The sequence below is a fragment of the Nautilia profundicola AmH genome (assembly GCF_000021725.1).
Classification (GTDB): Bacteria; Campylobacterota; Campylobacteria; order Campylobacterales; family Nautiliaceae; genus Nautilia; species Nautilia profundicola.
On sequence record NC_012115.1, the window covers coordinates 618,726 to 640,000 of the forward strand.

Genomic DNA, 21,275 nt, shown 5'->3' on the forward strand with positions numbered 1-21,275 from the left:
TGGTATAATACCTTGCAAAAAAGGAAAACCTCAATGGATTACAAAGACACTCTTCTTTTGCCTAAAACCACCTTTCCGATGCGTGGTAATCTTCCTCAAAACGAGCCTAAAAAATACAAAAAATGGTTCAGCGAACACGTATATGAAAGAATGAAACAAAATAGAGTCGGTAACGACAAATTTAACCTTCACGACGGACCTCCGTATGCAAACGGACATATTCACATAGGACACGCACTTAATAAAATTTTAAAAGATATGATTGTTAAATATTACTATTTTCAGGGGTTTGACGTAAGATACACTCCGGGATGGGACTGTCACGGACTGCCGATCGAACAGCAGGTTGAGAAAAAAATAGGACGTGAAAAAAAAGAGAGCCTGCCTAAAAGCAAAGTAAGGGAACTTTGCCGTCAGCACGCCGCTAAATTTATTGAAATACAAAAAGAAGAGTTCCAAAACCTTGGAGTTATAGGGGATTGGGATAATCCGTATAAAACGATGGATTTCGAATTTGAAGCCAATATTTATAAAGCACTTGCCGAGATCGCCAAAAAAGGTCTTTTGGTAGAAAGAAGCAAACCGGTATTTTGGTGTATGCACGATAAAACGGCTCTTGCTGAAGCGGAAGTTGAATATGAAGATAAAGAAGACTATTCAATTTATGTTGCGTTTCCATTGAGTAATGAAGCTAAAAGCAAACTCGGAATCGATAACGCAAGTATTGTTATCTGGACGACAACCCCTTGGACGCTTCCTGCGAATATGGGTATTGCTCTTAATCCTGAAGAGAAGTATGTATTAAGCGAAGACGGAAAAATCGTAGCAAAAGAACTGTATGAAAACTTAAAAGAAGCTGAGGTTGTAAGCGGCGAAATAGTTAAAGAGTTTGACGCAAGCGAGCTTGAAAACTTAAAAGCGATTAATCCGCTAAACGGAAGAGAATCTGTAATAATCCTTGGTGAACACGTAACGATGGACGGCGGTACGGGATGTGTTCATACGGCTCCGGGACACGGTGAGGAAGACTACAGAGTATGGCTAAAATACGGATTTAGTGAAATTTTACAACCAGTTGACGATGAAGGTAAATACTCTAACTTAATCGTAACTGAAAAGTTATTGCCTGAAGAATTTAAAGGAATGCATATATTTGAAGCGAACCCTAAAATTTTAGATCTTTTAGGTGATAACCTTGTTAAAGTATCTAAGTTTACACACAGCTATCCGCACTGCTGGAGATGTCATAATCCGGTGATTTTCAGAGCAACTAAACAGTTCTTTATCGCAATGGATAAAGAAGTAAACGGAGACACGCTAAGACATAGAGCCCTTAGTGAAATAGAAAAAGTGGAATTTACTCCAAAAACAGGTAAAAATAGACTAAGCACAATGGTCGCAAACAGACCTGACTGGTGTATAAGCCGCCAGAGAGATTGGGGTGTTCCTATTGCGTTTTTCAGAAACAAAGATACGGGCGAGCTTATTATAGATGATGAAATAATCGAAAACGTTTATGAAATATTTAAAGTAAAAGGCGCGGATGCTTGGTATGATTTAAGCATTGAAGAGCTGCTGCCTGAAAGCAAAAAAGAAATGGCTTCGAAACTTGAAAAAGTTAACGATATTTTAGACGTATGGTTTGACAGCGGGTCAACATGGTTTGCCGTACTTAAAAACGGACCGTACGATGCCGGGGAATATCCTGCGAATATGTATCTTGAAGGAAGCGACCAGCACAGAGGATGGTTCCAAAGTTCACTTCTCGTATCAACTTCTATTGAGGAAAGAGCTCCTTATAAATCAATCCTTACTCACGGATTCACCGTAGATGAAAAAGGTGAAAAGATGAGTAAGTCAAAAGGTAACGTTGTAGCTCCTCAGGAAGTTTCTAAAAAATTCGGAACCGAAATTTTAAGATTATGGGTTGCTACGAGTGATTACAGCGGTGATATCAAAATAAGTGACGGTATCTTAAAACAGGTTGCGGAGCAGTACAGAAAAATAAGAAACACTATCAGATTCCTGCTTGCAAACGTAAACGATTTAGAAGAGATCAAGCTAACAAATCCTTCAATGATCGACAGATGGATTCTGGCGAGAAGCAAAGAAGTGTTTGATGAAGTAGTTGCACTTTTCGGTAAATACGACTTTTCTAAAGCGTTTAATATTTTAAACAACTTCATAGTTACCGAGCTTAGTGCGATTTATATGGACGTTTGTAAAGACAGACTATACTGTGAACCGTTAAACTCTGAAAAAAGAAGAAATTCTCAAAGCACAATGGCTGTGATTGTGAAAGAGCTTATTTCACTGCTTGCGCCGGTCCTTACATATACAATGGACGAAGCGGTTGAACATGCTCCAAAAGTTATAAAAGAAGACGCAAAAGACGTGTTTGATTTTGTTTATACGCCACTTACCGCCGTGGAAAATCCTATTGACGAAGAGATTTTGGAAATCAGAAGAAGATTTTTTGAAATCGTAGACAGACTTAAAAAAGAAAAAGTTATAAAAGATACACTCGAACTTGCTATAGAGACGAATTATGATAAATTATTAGTTGACGAAATGGCCGACTTTTTTGTTGTAAGTTTAATAAGCGATAATATTGAAGGCGAAACTCTTGACGAATTTCATATAAGTGATGAACAGTTTGTAGTTAAAATCAAACGTTCACCTCTTCACAAGTGTCCGAGATGCTGGAGATACTTGGCTGAAGAAGAGGGTGCGTTATGTGAAAGATGCGAAAAGGCGATTAATGGATAAACCCGTTTCGCTTTGGTTTATTTTTTTAAATATTATAGTTATAATAGGCGTAAGTTACGCAGTATACAGATGGCTTAAAAGTATAAAAGGAGATTTTTAATGATAACACTTAAAGAAGCACTGAAATTATCAAAAGAAGAGCTAAAAGATCTAAAGGCTGAAATTAATAAAAAAGCAAAAGAAAACAAAGAACTTGGTGGATATGTCGAGCAGTTCTTAGGAAAAGATCTAAGCGATATGGGTGACGGTGTTCCTATCGCAATTAAAGACAACATCAATGTAAAAGGATGGGAAGTTACATGTTCTTCTAAAATCCTTCAGGGATATGTAAGCCCTTACAATGCGACCGTAATTGATAAAATGCTTGAAGCGGGACTAAGTCCGTTTGGTAGATGTAACATGGATGAGTTTGCAATGGGAAGTTCTACTGAGACAAGCTACTATGGTAAAACATTAAATCCTCATGATGCAAACAGGGTTCCGGGGGGAAGCAGCGGTGGTAGTGCCGCTGTGGTAGGTGCCGGGCTTGCCGTTGCTGCACTTGGAAGTGATACGGGTGGATCTATCAGACAGCCTGCGGCTTTCTGCGGTGTTGTAGGAATGAAACCTACGTACGGAAGAGTGAGCAGACTTGGGCTTGTAGCGTTCTCGAGCTCACTTGATCAAATCGGTCCGATTACACAAAATGTGGAAGATGCGGCTATTTTATATAATATTTTAGCGGGGCATGATCCGAAAGATTCAACTTCCGCACCGGTTGAGAATAAAAAAATAGAAATCAACGAAAACAGAAAACTTAAAATTGCCGTAATCGACAACTATATCGATGAGGCGGATGAGGATATTAAAAACAGACTAAACGATATTATAGCCGAGCTTGAAAAAGAAGGACATACTATTATTCATAAAACTCTTATGAATTCTAAATACGATGTTGCGACTTATTACGTGGTTGCTACTGCGGAAGCGAGCTCAAACCTTGCGAGATTCGACGGTATGAGATACGGAAACAGAATCGAAGGAAAAGATCTGAAAGAAACATACAAATTAACAAGAGCTCAGTTCGGAGATGAAGTAAAAAGAAGAATTATGCTGGGAACGTTCGTACTTTCAAGCGGATATTACGATGCATATTATTTAAAAGCACAAAAAGTAAGACATTTAATTAAAAACGAATTTGATAAACTTTTTGCCGAAGCCGATTTGGTGCTAACACCTGTAACACCTTCTACCGCATTTGAATTCGGAAGCAAAAAAGACCCGCTTGAGATGTATCTGAGCGACATATATACAATTAGCGTAAACCTTGCGGGAGTTCCTGCTATTTCACTTCCTGTTGGAAAAGATAAAAACAATATGCCAATTGGACTTCAGCTTATAGCTAAACATTTTGACGAGCAGACACTGTTTGACGGAGCGAAAATAGTTGAAAATTTAGTAAAGGAAAGCAAATGAGAATAAAATACAAAGCACTGACTTTTGAAGACGTTTTATTAGTACCTAAATACTCTAACGTTTTACCTAAGGATGTTGATTTAACTACAAGATTTACAAGAAACGTAACATTAAATATCCCTTTGGTTTCAGCCGCTATGGATACTGTTACTGAAGCAAGGGCGGCTATCGCAATTGCAAGACTCGGTGGAATCGGTGTAATTCATAAAAATATGGATATTGAAACACAGGCAAAAGAAGTTGAAAAAGTTAAAAAGAGTGAGAGCGGTATTATTATAGATCCTGTCAAAGTTTTCCCTGACGATACTATCGCAAAAGCTCTTGATATTATGGCGACATACAGAATTTCAGGTGTTCCTGTAGTTGACAGAGACGGTAAACTTGTAGGTATTCTTACAAATAGAGACCTTAGATTTGAAAAAAACACTACAAGATTCGTAAAAGATCTAATGACTCCAATGCCATTAATTACTGCAAAAGAAGGAATTTCTTTAGAAGAAGCAGAAGATATACTTCATCAGCATAAAATTGAAAAACTGCCTATAATTGACGATAATGGATATTTAAAAGGTTTAATTACTATCAAAGATATTCAAAAGAAAAAAACTTATCCAAATGCCAATAAAGACAAATTCGGAAGACTAAGAGTAGCTGCGGCTGTAGGAGTCGGAAACGGAGTAGAAAGAGCTGCTGCGCTTGTGGGTGCCGGGGTTGACGTAATTGTTGTAGACTCTGCTCATGGACATTCACAGGGAATTTTGGATGTTGTAAAAGCTATTAAAGAAAGATTTGACGTAGATGTAGTAGGTGGAAACGTTGCAACTGCGGAAGCTACAAGAGCATTGATTGAAGCGGGTGCTGATGCTGTTAAAGTAGGAATCGGTCCTGGAAGTATCTGTACTACAAGAATTGTAGCGGGTGTAGGTGTTCCTCAAATCAGTGCAATTGACGAGTGTGCAAGAGAAGGTGCTAAACACGGTGTTCCTATTATTGCGGACGGTGGAATTAAATATTCTGGTGATATTGCAAAAGCATTGGCTGTTGGAGCAAGCAGTGTAATGATAGGAAGCCTTTTAGCAGGTACTGAAGAATCACCTGGTGAAACTATCATGTATCAGGGTAGACAGTATAAAGCATATAGAGGTATGGGAAGTATAGGCGCAATGCAAAAAGGAAGTAACGACAGATATTTCCAAGAAGGAACTGCGGCGGATAAACTGGTTCCTGAAGGAATTGAAGGTATGGTTCCGTACAGAGGAAGAATCAGAGATGTGGTGCATCAATTAATCGGTGGACTTAGAGCTTCTATGGGATACTGTGGTGCGAAAGATATTCCAACATTCTGGGAAAATGCAGAGTTTGTAGAAATTACAAGCGCGGGACTTAAAGAATCTCACGTTCATGATGTTACTATCACAAAAGAAGCTCCGAATTACCATCAATAATCATAACTTTTTCTTTTTTCTCCCATAACTTTTAATAATTTCTTAATATAAGCTTAAAATTAGCGTAATTTTTGGTATAATAAATAGATTTTGGAAAAAAATTAAAATAAAAGGAGCTTAAATGAAGAAATTCTTAGCAGGAATGGTAAGTGCGGCAGTACTTGCGACAAGCGCATTAGCGTATCAATATATAACAATCGGTACCGGTGGGGTAACTGGTGTTTATTATCCGACTGGTGGGGCAATCTGTAGAATTATGAATAAAATGAAAAAAACTACAGGTGTAAAATGTACTGTTGAGAGTACAGGCGGTAGTGTATATAACATTAACGCAATTAAAAAAGGTGAGCTTGATTTCGGTATCGCTCAATCAGACGTAGTTTATCAGGCATATAACGGTGAAGGTAAATTTAAAGGAAAGCCTTTCAAAGGTGAAAGAGTTGTAATGTCAATTCACCCTGAACTTCTTACACTGGTAGTAAGAAAAGACAGCGGAATTAAAAACTTCTTTGATCTAAAAGGTCACAGAATCAATATCGGAAACCCTGGAAGCGGTAACGAAGCTGCTGTTAAAACACTTTTCGGTGCGTGCAAAAAAATTAATCTTAAAGATTTAAAAGTTGAACAGTTAAAAGCGGCTGAATGTCCAAACGCTCTTAAAGATAAAAAAATCGATGGATACTTCTATATGGTTGGACATCCGACTGCAAACATTAAAGATGCTGCAAACTCTACTGAAATTGATTTAATTTCATTAGGGAACGTTCCGGCTGCTCAAAAACTTGTTGCAGAAAAACCTTACTATGCTTGGGGAGTAATTCCTGCAGGTATGTATAAAGGTGTAAATCACGATACAAAAACTTATGGTGTTAAAGCTATTTTAGTAACAAGCGACAAAATGGATAATAAAACTGTTTATTACCTAACAAAAGCAATTCTTGATAACTTCGATAAATTCAAAAAAATGCACCCTGCATATAAAAACTTAACAAAAAAAGACCTTCTAAAAGGGTTTGATCATAAAATTATGCATCCAGGTGCTGTTAAAGCATTCAAAGAAGCAGGACTTCTATAATTCTTCTTCCCTTTTTGGGATTTTTATTAAAAAAACAATTAGAATAAAGGAGAACAATGTCGAAAACAGAGACTCTTGAAAATAATATCGATCTTGAAAAAGAAATTGATGAAATTGAGAAAGAAGCCATTGAAGGCAAAGTGGATAAAAATTTAGAAGAAGAGATATTAACCGAGTTAGAAGGGCAGAGAAATTTTAAAAGCGGACCTCTATATTGGTTAATAGCTCTTATTGCATTCAGCTGGTCGATTTACCAGCTTTATGTAAGTTATTTTCCGGTTAACTCTACAATTGTAAGAAGTATACACCTGGCATTTGCAATTGTGCTTGCGTTTTTAATATATCCTGTTGCCAAAAAACCTAAATTTCTTAAAAATATACAGTGGTGGGACTGGATACTTGCTATTGTAGGTGGTCTTGGTGCTGCATATATTGCAATAGATTATGTTGGACTTTCAAACCGTCCAGGAGATTATCTCTTTAGAGATATTGCAATCGGTGTGGTGTTTATGATTATTCTTCTTGAAGCCGGAAGAAGGGTAATCGGAATTGCCCTTAGTATTGTGGCAATCGTGTTTTTACTTTATGATAAATTCGGACAGTATCTTCCTGAACTTATTTCCCATAAAGGGGCTTCTATTGAGAAGATTATGGCTCAGATGTATCTGACGACTGAAGGTATTTACGGTGTACCTTTAGGAGTTTCGGCTGGGTTTGTATTCTTATTTGTACTTTTTGGAGCACTTCTTGAAAGAGCTGGAGCAGGGGAGTATTTTATAAAACTTGCTTACGCCATGCTTGGTAAATATTCTGGTGGTCCCGCAAAAGCGAGTGTAGTTGCAAGTGGACTAACAGGTATCATAAGCGGAAGTTCAACAGCAAACGTTGTAACTACAGGTGTGTTTACAATTCCTCTTATGAAAAAAGCTGGATTTCCTGCGGAAAAAGCGGCTGCTGTTGAAGTTGCGGCTTCAACAAACGGACAGTTAATGCCTCCTGTAATGGGTGCGGCTGCATTTATTATTGCAGAATTTTTAGGTCTTGCATATACCGATGTTATTATAGCTGCAGCAATTCCTGCAATAGTTAGTTATTTGGGACTTTTATATATCGTACATCTTGAGAGTAAAAAACTCGGACTCAAAGGCGAAGATCCTAAAAACCTGCCTCCGAAACTTAAGACGTTTATCAGTGGACTTCATTATTTGATTCCTGTAATTTATTTAATGTATGTACTGATTGTACTTAGACAGTCTGCACAGATGGCGGCGTTTAGCGCGATTTGGCTACTTATGGTTATTATGGTTATACAGTATCCTTTTTACGCACTTTTTATTGCTAAAAGAAAACTGATAAAAGAAGATTTTATACAAGGGTTTATAGATATTTTCCATGGTATGGTAATGGGTGCGAGAAATATGGTTCCTATTGCGTTAGCAACAGCTCTTGCGGGTATAGTTGTAGGAAGTATTACACTTACGGGAATAGGACAGGTGCTACTTGATGTGATTGATACACTTTCAAACGGAAATATTTTAATAGTATTGCTATTAACAGCGTTTATATCATTAATACTCGGAATGGGGCTTCCTACAACGGCTAACTATATCGTTGTGGCTTCTTTAACTGCACCTGTTATGCTTCAACTTGCACAAGATAACGGATTTTTAATTCCGGCGATTGCTGCGCATCTGTTTGTGTTTTATTTCGGTATCTTAGCGGATGATACACCTCCAGTAGGTATTGCGGCTTATGCTGCAGCGGGTATTGCAAAATCTGATCCAATTAAAACGGGGCTTCAGGGATTTGCGTATGATATTAGAACGGCTATCTTACCTTTTATGTTCTTTTTCAATATGGAAATGCTATTAATAAGCGGTGTAAACGAATGGGATTATAATGAGTTTACTTTTATAAGCGATCCTTTTAAAATTGCACTTATATTTGTAACTGCTATGCTTGGAATGTTTAGTTTCTCTTCTGCAACACAAGGGTATTTTATTAAACATACGAATATCATTCAAAGACTGCTTTTCTTGGCGGCGGTTCCTTTATTTATGTTACCGAATTTGATGGTGGAATATTTAAAACTGCCTAACGAATATGTATCGTATGCAATAGGCTTTGCTATTTGGGCATTGATTTATTTCTGGCAAAAAGCTCAAAAAAATTAATTTTCTTCTTTTTTTCTCCTCGTTTACATTTTATTAACTTTGTTATACTATTATTATAAAAATTATTAAGGAGCAGCAGATGCTTTTAAATGAAATGATTATTGATGAAAACAATATGGCGTTTATTCCTTCATTAGGTACTTCTTATCAGCTTAATAAAACGGCAAGAGAAATTATTGATTTACTTAAACAAGGAAAAACAAAAGATGAAATAGTGAAAATTATAACCGATGAAACCGGAGCCAATTGGAGAGATGTATATATTGATGTGGAAGATTTTTTTCAAAAACTTAAAGTTTACGGACTTATTCAATGAAAATAGCAATTAGCGGTCTTAACAATACCGATAATCCGGCTCCGGGTATACCTGTTGCAAAGAGTTTAATGGACGAGCATTCATTAATAGGACTGAGTTACGATCCGAATGAACCTGGTATTTATCAAGGAGTATTTGAGAAAGTGTATCTTATGCCGTATCCGAGTTTAGGATATGAAGAGTTTAAAAAAAGAATCACCGATATAAAACACAAATCAAATATTGATATGGCTATTCCGAATTTAGATGCGGAACTTCCTTTATATATAAAATATCAAAAAGAAATTGAAAAACTCGGAATTAAAACATATTTGCCAAGCCTTGAATGTTTTGAAATGAGGGATAAAAGTAAACTGCCTGAATTTAGTAAAAAACTTGGCGTCAAACATCCAAAAACCATAGAAGTTGTTTCACTTGATGATTTGATTAAAGCAACTAAAGAACTCGGTTTTCCGGTTATGGTAAAAGGAAATTATTATAAAGCATATAAAGCTTATAATCTTGATGAAGCAATTGAATTTTATTACAAAATTTCAAATGAATGGGGTTTTCCTTTACTTGTGCAAGAAGTTATTGAAGGTAATGAAATAAATTTTGTTGGTATAGGTAACGGTGAAAAACTTATTGCCGGTGTTGGAATAAAAAAACTTACTACTACCGAGCTTGGTAAGGTTTGGAGTGCGATAAGCATAAAAAACGATGCGCTTTTTAATGCAAGTAAAAAATTTGTGGAAAATGTGGGATGGAGAGGTGCATTTGAATTTGAAGCAATGAGTAATGGAAAAGATATTTATTTGATAGAAATAAATCCAAGATTTCCTGCATGGGTTTATTTTGCGACAATGCTTGGAATTAATATACCAAAAATTATGATTGATTTAGTAAACGGTAAAAAAGTTAGTGAAAATTTTGATTATCCTGTTGAAAAAATGTATGTTAGATATGTAGAAGAAACAATGGCTGATTTTAATAAATTTTCAGCTCTTATTTCAAAAAAAGAGATATAAATTAAGGAGTGAATATGTATGAAAAACCTACAATAAACAGAGTTGATTTCGCAATGGCAAGCAAATACGGTAGTCCTCTTAAGACACAAAAAGTAAGAAGTGAAATAGACGGAGTTAGTGTACATGATTTAGTAAATAAATACGGTTCACCTCTTTTTGTTTTCAGTGAGAGAATTATTGAAGAGAAATATCATGAATTTAAAAATGCGTTTACAAGTAGATATCCGGAGGTGGAATTTTGGTGGAGTTATAAGACAAATTATTTGGATGCGATTTGTAAAATATATCATAAATTAGGAAGTAAAGCTGAAGTTGTAAGTGAATTTGAATACGAAAAAGCAAGAAGACTTGGAATAGAAGGTAAAAACATCATATTCAATGGACCTTATAAACCAAAAGATGCTCTTAAAAAAGCTGTAGAGGAAGGCGCTAAAATTCACATTGACCACTGGTATGAGATTAATGACCTTGAAGAAATTGCAGAAGAGCTTGGTATTGAGATTCCTGTAGCAATCAGATGTAATATGGATACGGGAGTGTATCCTCAATGGAGTAGATTCGGATTTAATATTGATAACGGTGAAGCGTATGATGCCGTTAAAAGAATATATGAAGGTAAAAAATTATATCTTACAGGTCTTCATTCACATATCGGAACATTTATGCTTAGTGCAAATGCATATGCTAACGAAACGAAAAAATTAATAGAACTTAAAAATAAAATTGAGAAAGATTTTGGTTATGAAATTGAATATATCGATGTTGGCGGAGGATTTGCTTCCAAAAACAGACTAAAAGGAGTTTATCAGGCACCTGAAGTTATAGTACCGAGTGCTGATGAGTATGCAGAAGCTATTACAAATGCTATTTTTGAAACTAATAAAGGAAAACTTCCGAAACTTTATCTTGAAACGGGAAGGGCTTTAATTGACGAAGCCGGATTTCTACTAACAACGGTGTTTGCAGCTAAAAGAATGCCTGACGGTAAAAAAAGTTATATTGTTGATGCAGGTGTAAATCTTTTATATACGGCATTCTGGTACAATTTTGAAATTGCATTAGACAAAAGATATGAAGGATTAAATGAACCGTCTCAAATAAACGGACCACTTTGTATGAATATTGATGTGATTTCAGAAAACATAATGCTTCCACCTTTAAAAAGAGGAAGTGTTCTTAGTATTTGGCCTGTAGGTGCGTATAATGTAACACAGTCAATGCAGTTTATTAGATACAGGCCGAGAATTATTCTGATTGATAAAAATTCAAATACGCATCTTATAAAAGAAGCGGACGATTTAAATTATATTGTAGAAAAAGAAATAATACCTGATTATCTAAAAGGTTAATATTGCATAAGTTAAAGTTTGTTTTTAAACCTTATATTTCTATACTTTTTTTAAGAGATGTAAAAGCGGGGGTTGCTTTATTTTTACTTTCTTTTTTATTACCAAGTGTAGGATTCTTAGGGCTGGTAGGAATTATTGCAACAGTATTATTTGCTGAATTTATCAATGTAAGGGATGAGTACTTAAAATACGGTTTTTATTTGTATAACTCATTACTTGTTGGTATGGGAGTCGGATATTTTTTTGATGTTACGTTTATAACGATATTATTGACTATAATGTTGTCAATATTAACTTTTTTAGTATCTTTTAGTATTAATAAAGTATTTATTAAATACTCTTTGCCTTTACTTTCGTTACCTTTCGCATTTGTAAGTATGATTTTTTATTTGGCGAGTTTAAAATATACCGGGCTTTTAAGTAATATTTTATATCGCAGAGCATTATTTGATATACATTTACCTTTTGAAGCTTTTTTTAAATCTATGGGAACAATTTTTTTCTTACCTTATACGTTTGCAGGGTTGATTATAGTATTAATAATTTTATTTTATTCGAGAATATTATTTTTATTGGCTTTTATAGGTTTTTGGTTAGGAGTATGGTTTCATTCGTTTTTTGTACCTTTTCCTCAGGCATTAAATTCACCTTATAACTTTAATTATATTCTAATTGCAATGGCTTTAGGAGGAGTTTTTTTAATACCGAACATAAAAAACTTTTTTTTAGCAGTTTTAGCCGTGTTTTTATCAATTGTACTTATTGATGCAATGGAAGTGTTTTTTAATATATATGCACTTCCTGTGTATACTTTACCGTTTAATTTTACTACACTTTTGTTTATCATGATTTTGTATAGTATGGGTTATGTTTATTTCAATTACAATATTAAAGGAACACCTGAAAAATCTTTGATTTCCTTTTTGAGTAATTACTATAGATTTGGAGGAAACGATATAAAAATCAATTTACCTTTTACAGGTGAATGGTGTGTGTACCAAGCATTCGACGATGAGTGGACACACAAAGGTAAATGGAAATATGCATATGATTTTGTAATCAAAAAAAATGGAAAAACATATGAAAACGACGGTGTTTTTCTCGAAGATTACTATGCGTTTGGTAAACCTGTGACGGCTCCTGTTAATGGTTATATCATTGCATTAAGGGATGATTTACAAGATAATTTTATAGGAAATGTGGATAGAACAAATAACTGGGGGAATTATATTATTATAAAAAGTGATTACGGATATTATGTGGAAATATCACATCTTATGCAAAACTCAATTACGGTAAAAGTCGGGGATTATGTAAAAATCGGGGATATTATAGGAAAGTGTGGAAATAGTGGGTATTCTCCGCAACCCCATATTCACATACAGGTACAAAAATACGGTGTGCTTGGAAGTGAAACGCTGCCTTTTAAATTCATAGATTATATTAAAAACAACAAATTATATTTTTATGATTTGCCTAAAAAAGATGAAACAATTGAATCTACAACAGTTGATAAATCTATGAAATTAAGACTGACTTTTATTTTAGATGATAAATTTAAATATGAAATATTAGACAATAAAAATAGGATCGGAACAGTTGAATTTTCTGTTAAAATGAACGATAAAGGAGAGTTTTATTTTTTTGATGGTGAAAATAAACTATATTTTTATACTGATGAGAAACTTTTTTACTTTTATGAATATGAAGGTAAAGATAGTGTCTTAAAACGGTTATTTAATGTTGCTCCAAAAATTCCTTTGGTAAATAAGGAAGTGGAATATGAAGACATTTTACCGCCTCAGTTTATATACGGTTTATTTAAAAGAGTTATAATTGAAACCGTATTACCTTTTAATCCTAAATTATTTGCAAAAAAAAGTGTATATAAAAAGAATATGCTTAATATAGTTTCCGAATTTGGTGAAGTTGGATTTTCTTTTTATGAAAAAGGATTTGATAAAATAAAATTGAAAAATAATATGGAATTAAGGAGAATTTATGAAAAAACTGATACTAATAATTAGCATTACACTGTCTTTATTTGGATTGGATATTAAAAAAGCTTATTATGAATCATATAATTATGAAAAAATGGGTGATTATAAAGATGCTATTAAAGTCTTAATTCCTGTTTATAATAAATACCCAAACGGGTATACGTTAAATTTGAGGCTTGGATGGCTATTTTATTTGAGTAAAAAATATCAAAATGCTCTTGACCATTATAAAAAAGCGTCATTGGTTGCTCCTTATTCGATTGAAGCGAAACTCGGAATTATGAGAACATATTTAGCGGCTGGTGATTATGACAATGCATTGAAAGTCGGAGATGTGATTTTAAAAATAGATTATTATAATTATTATGGGAATTATTATGAAATAGTGTGTTTAATTGCAAAAAAAGAATATAAAACAGCACTTAGTTTAACTAACAAAATGTTAAGTCTTTATCCAACAAGTGTAATTTTTTTGGTACAGCTTGGAAAAATTTATTACGTAAGTGATAAAACGAAAGCTAAAAAAATTTTTGAAGATGTCCTGATTTTAGATCCGAATAATATAATTGCAAAAGAGTATTTAAATAAATGAGGATTCTTTGTTTTATTGATTATGATTTAAAAATAGATAAATTTGATGTTGTTTATGCAACAGATGAAGATGATTTTTACGATAAAATTTTAAATAAAAAATATGATGTTTTAATTATATCTTTTGAATTTTTTTCGCAATTTGTAAATATAAAAGATTATATTAAAAGCAGTATTATTTTTACAACAGCTTATTGTGATACATATATATACAAAAAAGCCCTTGAAGTGGGTGATTTTTGTTATTTGATGCATGAATATGACAAATTGCTTTTAAGGCTTCAATATTTGCAAAAAAAATTATTAAAATCTAAGTCAACCGTATACAAAAAAGATAATATTTTATATAATTTTAACACCAATGAACTATATATTGATTCTAAACCGGTAAAACTCAGTAGTGCTGAAAATGAATTGCTTAAAACTTTAATTAAGAATAAAAACACATATCTTTCAAAAGAAGATATTTTAATGGAATGTGATAGTATTGAAAGTGAAGCATCCATAAAAGTATTGATATCGCATCTAAGAAAGCTGGGGATTAATATAGAAAATCAAAAAAATTTAGGTTATAAACTTAAGGAGTGATAATGAAAAAAATTATGCTAAGTAGTATAATCTTTTCCTTTATTGGTGCGACAACCATAACGCCATATATAAGTTTTATCGATTATAGTAAAGATACAAGTAAAGATAATGCGAATGTTTATGGATTATATTTATCAAATTTTAAAACACCGTATAAGATTGAAATCGATGCAGAATATATGACTTTAAATTATAAAAACTCTCCTACATATAAACAAACAGATTTAACGATTATTTTAAATTATTTTAAAAATAATAATTATATTTACAGAGCAGGAATTCATAATATATTTGCAAGTAATCCTGAAACTATTACAAGATATATTCCGGGTAATATGATGACACCGTCTACTACAACAACCACTACTAAGTACAACAATACATATGATTTTGTCATATTCGGAGGACTAACTTATTATGAATATTTAAAATTTAATACAAAAGTTGATTTTTACTATTCTGATTATCAGCATTTAAACGTATATCAAATTTCCCCTTCTTATGGATTTAACTTTGGAAATTACTATTCAAATATCGGGTCTTTTTATTTGCAAGGGAAAATAAATTTTATAAAATTAAGTAACTCTGATGCAGCACCTAAAGATAATTATGTAAACGTTGATGTGAAATTTCAAAATTTTAAAGGACCGTGGACTACTACTTTAAAATTAAGTTTAGGTAAAAGTGCTTATAAAGTAGCAGAAGATGGTTTTGTTGTTTATAACTTAGGTGACGAGTATAAATCCGCATATTCGTTAAGTGTAAGTAAAAAATTAAAAAATAATGATTATATAACTGGTGGAATAGAAATTAATACGTTTGAAGAAACTAAAGGTTACGAAGCTTCTTCAACAACATATTTGATAAATTATACACATAATTTTTAAAAAAATTCTTTAACTATTTCGAATCTATTTGCAGTCATTATATGTATTTTAGGGTGTTTTTTTAATAATTGTTGGAATAAATTACGACTAAGTTCCATTCCGACTTTATATTCTTCATCTTCACTTATTTTATGTGCTTTTATTAGTTTTTCAATCCATTCTTCAGGTACATAAATTCCCGGAACGTGCGCATGTAGGAACTGAGCGGTTTTTAATTTGGTAATCGGGAAAAATCCTAAAATAATTTCAGCTTCTTTTCTTTCATCATTAAATTCTGAAATAACCTTTTCTTTGATTTCTAACAGTTTTTCTACAATATTTATATCATATACTGGTTGGGTAATAATTCCAACTGCGTAATTTTGAACTTTTTTAAATATTCTTCTTTCAATTGAAGAAAAATTTTTGGCATAAGAATTACTAACGGCAAAAGGTGTAATTGGCTTGGGTTTAATTTTGAACTCTTTTCCAGCATAATCCATCCCGTTATTAAAGGCTCTGATGATTTCTAAAAGTAATATGCTACTTCCTTCTACAACAGCTTTGGCTTTAGGTTGGTCGGACATATTGGCGGGATCTCCCGTCAATGCTAAGATATGTGTAACACCTAAATCATTTGCACCCAATAAATCACTTTGAAGCGCTATTTTGTTTCTGTCTCGCATACTCATGGTGGCAATGACAGGTTTTTTGAATTTTTCTTGTAATTTATATGCAGCAATAATTGAATTATATTTTAATTTACTTAATGGACAATCAGTTGTAGAAAATCCGTCGATATATTTGTAAGCCTCACTTTTTTCTATTTTTTCTATCATTAAATCAACTGTAGGTAATTTTGGAGGTGTGGTTTCTAATGTGATATATTTGTCTTTTAGTTTTTCTTTTAACATTTTTGTCCTTTGCCAATTTATTACGAAATGATATAATAAAAACAAAAAAATAGGAATATAATGAAAATTAAGGGTAATTTTTGGATTGAAAAAGATGGTAAAAGTTTTTTGGGTAAAGGGAGAATAGAGTTATTAAAAAAAATAGATAAATACGGTTCGATTTCAAGAGCGGCTAAAGAGATGAAAATGAGTTATAAAGCTGCATGGGATGCTGTTGATATTATTAACAAGTTGGCAAAAGATCAAGTTGTCGAAAAAATGAGTGGTGGAAAAGGTGGAGGAGGTACAAGAGTGACTGAATATGGGAAAAAACTGATTGATCTTTTTGAATCCGCAGAAGAAAAATTCAGAAATGATTTATTGAATTTAGAAGAGTTTTTAAAAAAAGAAATTTAATGATAAAATTACAACAAAAAGGCATTTAATGGTATTAATGATAGATAATTATGACAGTTTTACATACAATATAGTCCAATATTGCCTGGAACTCGGAGCTAATTTAAAAGTTATAAGAAATGACGAAATGAGTGTAGAAGAGATTAAAAAGTTAAATCCTGAAAAAATAATTATTTCTCCTGGTCCTTCCACGCCCAAAGAAGCTGGCGTAAGTGTAGAGGTTATTAAAAATATTCAAAAACCTATTTTGGGTGTTTGTTTAGGACACCAATCAATAGCGTATGCTTTCGGAGGAGAAATTATTAGAGCAAAAAATCTTATGCATGGAAAAACATCTGATATTCAGATTACAATCAAAGACGATATTTTTAAAGAGTTGCCTAATAAATTTAGAGTTACAAGATATCATTCTCTTGTAGCGAATCCTAAAAATTTACCTGAATGTATTATTCCTACTTCTTATTCATTGGACGATAATGAAATAATGTCTCTTAGAGTTAAAGACAAACCTATATACGGTGTACAGTTTCATCCTGAATCTATTATGAGTGAATATGGGAAAGATATTATAGATAATTTCCTGAAATTATGAAAAAAGTTTTATTTATATCAACGGTTTTTTATTTATTTTTATTATGGTATGGAGTTAATTTTCTTTCATTTTCGATTGTGGATGTTAGAAGTATAGATCATTTCCCTTTACTTAGCAATATTTTAAATTTTTCTTTTTCTATTTTTGGTAAAAATGATTTAGCCTTACGATTGCCGGGAATAATTACAGGTTTTTTTAGTGTTTTGCTTTTTTATAAAATAACAGAGTTTTATTTAAAAAAGGAAAAGGACAGATTTTTTGCTTTTTTAATTTTTATGTTAATTCCGGGAATGATTATTTCTTCTTTAATTATCAATAAATCCGTTTATATTATTTTTTTGACATTATTATTTGTGTATTTATATAAAACAAATAAATTATTGTCTTACATTTTGCTTGGTATATTAGTATTTTTAGATTATAGTTTTATATCTTTATATTTTGCATTAATATTTTATTCTATATATAAAAAAGATAATTTGCTTCTGGTGCTTTCTTTACTGTTTTTAGCAATAAACGCGAACTATTTTAACTATGATATAGGTGGAAAACCAAAAGGCCATTTTTTAGATCTTTTCGGGACATATTTTTTGATTTTTTCACCGTTTGTTTTTATATTTTTTCTTTTTTCAATCTATAAAGGCTTTTTTGATAAAAAAAGAGATATTGTGTTTTTTATAGCTTTTTTTACATTTATTATTTCAATTATTTTATCGTTTAGACAAAGGATTAAAATTGATGATTATGCGCCGTATACATTAATTTATATTGTATACATGGTTAAATATTATCTCAATTCATATAGAGTTAGATTACCTCAATTTAGAAAAACATATAAAATAATGTTTGTTTTTCTTTTATTTACTCTTTTGATGTTTGATACGGCATTGTTTTTAAATAGGTACACTCCTGCAAGGAATCTGAGTAGCAGTTATTATTTTATTAAACCGTTAGTTAGCGAATTGAAAAAAAGAAACATTGATTATATTACAACTGATAATAAACGTTTATTAAAAGCTTTAGAGTTTTATGGTGTAAAAAAAGGTAATGTATTTAAAATAAAATACAAAAAAAGAGAAAATAAAGTTTCAATTTTTCACAAAAACAGAAAATTTTTAGAAATTGATGTTTCAAAACTTAACACCCTATAAAAAAATTTTTTTCAATTTATAAAATGATGTTATAAGTTAACTTATTAATGATACAATTTCTAAAATAAAAATTCAAGGAGAATTAATGGCTCAAAAACCGATTCGTGAATATGACGGAAAAAAACTTTTTGCCCAAAATTGGGATAAATATTTTAGCGGACTTAACTATCCGTTTGAAAGTGTTCTTGTTACAAGTGGAGATGAGTTAAGAGCAAAAGCAAAAGAACCAGGATATGAGTGGTTAAATGAAAAACCTTTAGTTGCTAAGCCAGATATGCTGTTTGGTAAAAGAGGTAAAAACAACTTAGTTTTATTTAAAGTTAACAAACCTGGAGATGTTACTTTAGAAGATGCGGCTAAATGGATTGATGAAAAAAGAAGCGGTAAAGTAACACTTCTTAGCGGACAAAGCGGTGAGCTGACTCACTTTATCGTAGAGCCTTTCACACCTCATAGTGAAGATGAAGAGTATTACATTGCGGCTACAACTTTCGATGAAGTAAACGATGTATTATACCTTTCAGCTCATGGTGGTATGGAAGTTGAAGAAAACTGGGATAAAGTTACTGAAGTAAAAATTCCTATCGATGCAAGTGACGAAGAAATCGAAAAACTTGTAAAAGAAAATATCCCTGCAGACATTCCTGCTGACAAAAAAGACGTATATGCAAACTTTGCAATTAATTTCTACAAATTCTTTAGAGATCTAAACTTTGCATATCTTGAAATTAACCCTGTAGTTATCGTAGGAAACAATGTTTATCTACTTGACCTTGTTGCAAGATTAGACGATACTGCCGGATTTATGATGAAAGACAAATGGGGTGATATCGAATTCCCAACACCATTCGGAATGCCTGAAAAATCACCTGAAGAAAAAGCTATTGCAGAAGCAGATGCAAAAAGTGGTGCTTCACTTAAACTTACAATTCTTAACCCTAAAGGTAGAATCTGGACACTTGTAGCCGGTGGTGGTGCTTCAGTTGTTTATGCTGATACTATTGCTGATATGGCTGGTGGAGTTGAAGATTTAGCAAACTATGGAGAATATTCTGGTGGTCCGACTACTGATGAAACAAGATTCTATACTGAAACAGTACTTGATTTAATGACAAGAGAAAAAGACCCAAAAGGTAGAGATAAAATCTTAATCATTGGTGGTGCGATTGCAAACTTTACAGACGTAGCAAAAACATTTACAGGTATTATCCAAGCATTTGAAAAATATGCTGATAAAATGAAAGATGTTGGAACAAGAATTTACGTAAGAAGAGGTGGACCAAACTACGAAAAAGGTTTAAAAGATATTAAAGCGGCAGCTGAAAGACTTGGACTTCCTATTGAAGTTTACGGACCAGAAACTCACATTACTGATATCGTAAGAATGGCACTTGAAGAAGATAAAAAAGGAGCGAACTAATGGCTAACGAATTATTTACAAGGGATACACAAGCAATATTTTGGAATAACAACAAATCTGCTATCCAAAGAATGCTTGATTATGATTATATTATTCAAAGAGAAAAACCGTCAGTAGCGGCAATCGTTGCTCCTACCAGCAGCAACAAATTCGAAAAATTCTTTTTTGGAACTGATGAAGTAATGATTCCAATTTATAGAAGTACAGAAGAAGCAGTGAAAAATCATCCGAATGCTGATGTACTATTAAACTTTGCATCATTCAGAACAGCTTATGATGTAACTATGGATGCTCTTGCAATGGATCAGTTCAGAGTAATTATGATTACAGCTGAAGGTATTCCTGAGAGAAATGCAAGAATAATGAATAAAACTGCAAGAGAAAAAGGCGTTACTATCATCGGACCTGCAACAGTTGGTGCTATTGCTCCGGGAGCATTTAAAGTAGCAAATATTGGTGGTACAATAGAAAACATCGTTAAATCAAAACTTCACAGAGCTGGAAGTGCCGGTCTTGTAACAAGAAGTGGTGGTTTATTTAATGAACTTTCAAACATTATTGCACTAAATGCTGACGGAATTGCTGAAGGTGTTGCAATCGGTGGTGACAGATTCGTAGGTTCAGTTTTCCTTGATCATATGCTTAGAATGGAAAAAAATCCTAAAGTTAAATATATGATTCTTCTTGGTGAAGTAGGTGGTAGAGAAGAATATAAAGTAATTGAAGCAATAAAAGAAGGTAAAATCACTAAACCTGTGATTGGTTGGTGTATTGGTACAATTGCTAAACATTTCTCAAGTGGTGTACAATTTGGACATGCAGGTGCAAGCGCAAACGCTGATGAAGAAACTGCAGAAGCTAAAAACAGAGCAATGAAAGAAGCTGGTATTCATGTACCTGCTAACTTCAACGAATTACCAGATGTAATAAGAGGAGTTTATGAACAACTAAAAGGTGAAGGTGTAATCGGAGAAATCGAAGAGCCAACAGTTCCTCCAATTCCGGAAGATTATAATAAAGCATTAGCAGCTGGTAAAATCAGAAAACCGAGAAACTTTGTATGTACAATTTCTGACGATAGAGGTGAAGAAGCAGTATATGCTGGTATTCCTATCAGTGCTGTTGCTACTCCTGATACTGGATACAGCATTGGTGACGTTATTTCAC

Annotated in this window: 19 protein-coding genes (1 of these 19 only partly in view); 18 read left to right on the top strand and 1 reads right to left on the bottom strand. The window is 32.8% G+C overall.

Features of this window, described 5'->3' with window-relative positions; translation table 11 throughout:
- Window positions 1-33: 33 nt before the first annotated feature.
- From ileS to NAMH_RS03510, 13 genes are all read left to right on the top strand, one after another.
- Window positions 34-2,769 carry an isoleucine--tRNA ligase gene (gene ileS / locus NAMH_RS03450; protein ID WP_015901933.1) on the top strand — a complete coding sequence of 912 codons (2,736 nt, stop codon included), beginning with the start codon at window positions 34-36 and terminating at the stop codon, window positions 2,767-2,769.
- A complete protein-coding gene (locus NAMH_RS03455; protein WP_143709737.1) occupies window positions 2,762-2,869 on the top strand; it encodes a glutamyl-tRNA amidotransferase in 108 nt (35 codons plus the stop codon). Before ileS ends, NAMH_RS03455 begins: the two co-directional genes overlap by 8 nt.
- Window positions 2,869-4,224, top strand: a complete 1,356-nt coding sequence (gene gatA / locus NAMH_RS03460) for an Asp-tRNA(Asn)/Glu-tRNA(Gln) amidotransferase subunit GatA (protein ID WP_012663835.1) — start codon at window positions 2,869-2,871, stop codon at window positions 4,222-4,224. The genes NAMH_RS03455 and gatA overlap by 1 nt, the downstream gene beginning before the upstream one ends.
- Window positions 4,221-5,669, top strand: a complete 1,449-nt coding sequence (gene guaB / locus NAMH_RS03465) for an IMP dehydrogenase (protein ID WP_012663452.1) — start codon at window positions 4,221-4,223, stop codon at window positions 5,667-5,669. Before gatA ends, guaB begins: the two co-directional genes overlap by 4 nt.
- Before the next feature lie 121 nt (window positions 5,670-5,790).
- On the top strand, window positions 5,791-6,744 hold the full coding sequence (locus NAMH_RS03470) for a TAXI family TRAP transporter solute-binding subunit (protein WP_015902316.1): 954 nt from the start codon (window positions 5,791-5,793) through the stop codon (window positions 6,742-6,744).
- A gap of 56 nt (window positions 6,745-6,800) precedes the next feature.
- On the top strand, window positions 6,801-8,918 hold the full coding sequence (locus NAMH_RS03475; RefSeq protein ID WP_015901949.1) for a TRAP transporter permease: 2,118 nt from the start codon (window positions 6,801-6,803) through the stop codon (window positions 8,916-8,918).
- A 79-nt stretch (window positions 8,919-8,997) separates the two neighbouring features.
- A complete protein-coding gene (locus NAMH_RS03480; RefSeq protein WP_015902132.1) occupies window positions 8,998-9,234 on the top strand; it encodes a PqqD family protein in 237 nt (78 codons plus the stop codon).
- Complete coding sequence (locus tag NAMH_RS03485; protein WP_015902519.1) at window positions 9,231-10,241, top strand: ATP-grasp domain-containing protein; 1,011 nt, start codon at window positions 9,231-9,233, stop codon at window positions 10,239-10,241. Before NAMH_RS03480 ends, NAMH_RS03485 begins: the two co-directional genes overlap by 4 nt.
- Window positions 10,242-10,255: 14 nt before the next feature.
- Complete coding sequence (locus tag NAMH_RS03490; protein ID WP_015901984.1) at window positions 10,256-11,590, top strand: alanine racemase; 1,335 nt, start codon at window positions 10,256-10,258, stop codon at window positions 11,588-11,590.
- A 2-nt stretch (window positions 11,591-11,592) separates the two neighbouring features.
- Window positions 11,593-13,617: an urea transporter gene (locus NAMH_RS03495; RefSeq protein WP_012663833.1), complete on the top strand. Its 2,025-nt coding sequence runs from the start codon at window positions 11,593-11,595 to the stop codon at window positions 13,615-13,617.
- On the top strand, window positions 13,592-14,182 hold the full coding sequence (locus NAMH_RS03500; RefSeq protein ID WP_015902302.1) for a tetratricopeptide repeat protein: 591 nt from the start codon (window positions 13,592-13,594) through the stop codon (window positions 14,180-14,182). Before NAMH_RS03495 ends, NAMH_RS03500 begins: the two co-directional genes overlap by 26 nt.
- A complete protein-coding gene (locus tag NAMH_RS03505) occupies window positions 14,179-14,769 on the top strand; it encodes a winged helix-turn-helix domain-containing protein (protein WP_015902781.1) in 591 nt (196 codons plus the stop codon). Before NAMH_RS03500 ends, NAMH_RS03505 begins: the two co-directional genes overlap by 4 nt.
- 2 nt (window positions 14,770-14,771) lie before the next feature.
- Window positions 14,772-15,656 carry a hypothetical protein gene (locus tag NAMH_RS03510; protein ID WP_015902537.1) on the top strand — a complete coding sequence of 295 codons (885 nt, stop codon included), beginning with the start codon at window positions 14,772-14,774 and terminating at the stop codon, window positions 15,654-15,656.
- Here NAMH_RS03510 and NAMH_RS03515 read toward each other — a convergent pair.
- Complete coding sequence (locus NAMH_RS03515) at window positions 15,653-16,549, bottom strand: methylenetetrahydrofolate reductase (RefSeq protein WP_015901803.1); 897 nt, start codon at window positions 16,547-16,549, stop codon at window positions 15,653-15,655. The genes NAMH_RS03510 and NAMH_RS03515 overlap by 4 nt on opposite strands.
- Before the next feature lie 60 nt (window positions 16,550-16,609).
- Between NAMH_RS03515 and NAMH_RS03520 the strand changes: the two genes are divergently transcribed.
- The 5 genes from NAMH_RS03520 to NAMH_RS03540 form a co-directional block, all read left to right on the top strand.
- On the top strand, window positions 16,610-16,945 hold the full coding sequence (locus tag NAMH_RS03520) for a winged helix-turn-helix domain-containing protein (protein WP_012663661.1): 336 nt from the start codon (window positions 16,610-16,612) through the stop codon (window positions 16,943-16,945).
- Between the two features lie 28 nt (window positions 16,946-16,973).
- Window positions 16,974-17,537, top strand: coding sequence for an anthranilate synthase component II (locus NAMH_RS03525; RefSeq protein ID WP_015902358.1), 564 nt, complete (start codon window positions 16,974-16,976; stop codon window positions 17,535-17,537).
- 380 nt (window positions 17,538-17,917) lie between these two features.
- The gene (locus NAMH_RS03530; protein WP_420835236.1) at window positions 17,918-18,688 is read left to right on the top strand and encodes a hypothetical protein; all 771 of its coding nucleotides are present in this window, start codon (window positions 17,918-17,920) and stop codon (window positions 18,686-18,688) included.
- A gap of 85 nt (window positions 18,689-18,773) precedes the next feature.
- Window positions 18,774-20,108 carry an ATP citrate lyase citrate-binding domain-containing protein gene (locus NAMH_RS03535; RefSeq protein ID WP_012663645.1) on the top strand — a complete coding sequence of 445 codons (1,335 nt, stop codon included), beginning with the start codon at window positions 18,774-18,776 and terminating at the stop codon, window positions 20,106-20,108.
- On the top strand, window positions 20,108-21,275 hold the 5' portion of the coding sequence (locus tag NAMH_RS03540; protein WP_015901970.1) for a citrate/2-methylcitrate synthase. 680 nt of this gene lie beyond the right edge of the window; the window shows 1,168 of its 1,848 coding nt (coding positions 1-1,168); the start codon lies at window positions 20,108-20,110; the stop codon falls past the right edge of the window. The genes NAMH_RS03535 and NAMH_RS03540 overlap by 1 nt, the downstream gene beginning before the upstream one ends.

Bases quoted from the DNA above. Each gene is read 5' to 3' on its own strand.
- NAMH_RS03535 (WP_012663645.1), top strand. From the start codon at position 18,774: ATGGCTCAAAAACCGATTCGTGAATATGACGGAAAAAAACTTTTTGCC.
- NAMH_RS03515 (WP_015901803.1), bottom strand. From the start codon at position 16,549: ATGTTAAAAGAAAAACTAAAAGACAAATATATCACATTAGAAACCACA.
- gatA (WP_012663835.1), top strand. From the start codon at position 2,869: ATGATAACACTTAAAGAAGCACTGAAATTATCAAAAGAAGAGCTAAAA.
- NAMH_RS03490 (WP_015901984.1), top strand. From the start codon at position 10,256: ATGTATGAAAAACCTACAATAAACAGAGTTGATTTCGCAATGGCAAGC.
- NAMH_RS03525 (WP_015902358.1), top strand. From the start codon at position 16,974: ATGGTATTAATGATAGATAATTATGACAGTTTTACATACAATATAGTC.
- NAMH_RS03520 (WP_012663661.1), top strand. From the start codon at position 16,610: ATGAAAATTAAGGGTAATTTTTGGATTGAAAAAGATGGTAAAAGTTTT.
- NAMH_RS03475 (WP_015901949.1), top strand. From the start codon at position 6,801: ATGTCGAAAACAGAGACTCTTGAAAATAATATCGATCTTGAAAAAGAA.
- NAMH_RS03500 (WP_015902302.1), top strand. From the start codon at position 13,592: ATGAAAAAACTGATACTAATAATTAGCATTACACTGTCTTTATTTGGA.
- guaB (WP_012663452.1), top strand. From the start codon at position 4,221: ATGAGAATAAAATACAAAGCACTGACTTTTGAAGACGTTTTATTAGTA.
- NAMH_RS03480 (WP_015902132.1), top strand. From the start codon at position 8,998: ATGCTTTTAAATGAAATGATTATTGATGAAAACAATATGGCGTTTATT.
- NAMH_RS03455 (WP_143709737.1), top strand. From the start codon at position 2,762: ATGGATAAACCCGTTTCGCTTTGGTTTATTTTTTTAAATATTATAGTT.
- NAMH_RS03505 (WP_015902781.1), top strand. From the start codon at position 14,179: ATGAGGATTCTTTGTTTTATTGATTATGATTTAAAAATAGATAAATTT.
- NAMH_RS03485 (WP_015902519.1), top strand. From the start codon at position 9,231: ATGAAAATAGCAATTAGCGGTCTTAACAATACCGATAATCCGGCTCCG.
- NAMH_RS03470 (WP_015902316.1), top strand. From the start codon at position 5,791: ATGAAGAAATTCTTAGCAGGAATGGTAAGTGCGGCAGTACTTGCGACA.
- ileS (WP_015901933.1), top strand. From the start codon at position 34: ATGGATTACAAAGACACTCTTCTTTTGCCTAAAACCACCTTTCCGATG.
- NAMH_RS03510 (WP_015902537.1), top strand. From the start codon at position 14,772: ATGAAAAAAATTATGCTAAGTAGTATAATCTTTTCCTTTATTGGTGCG.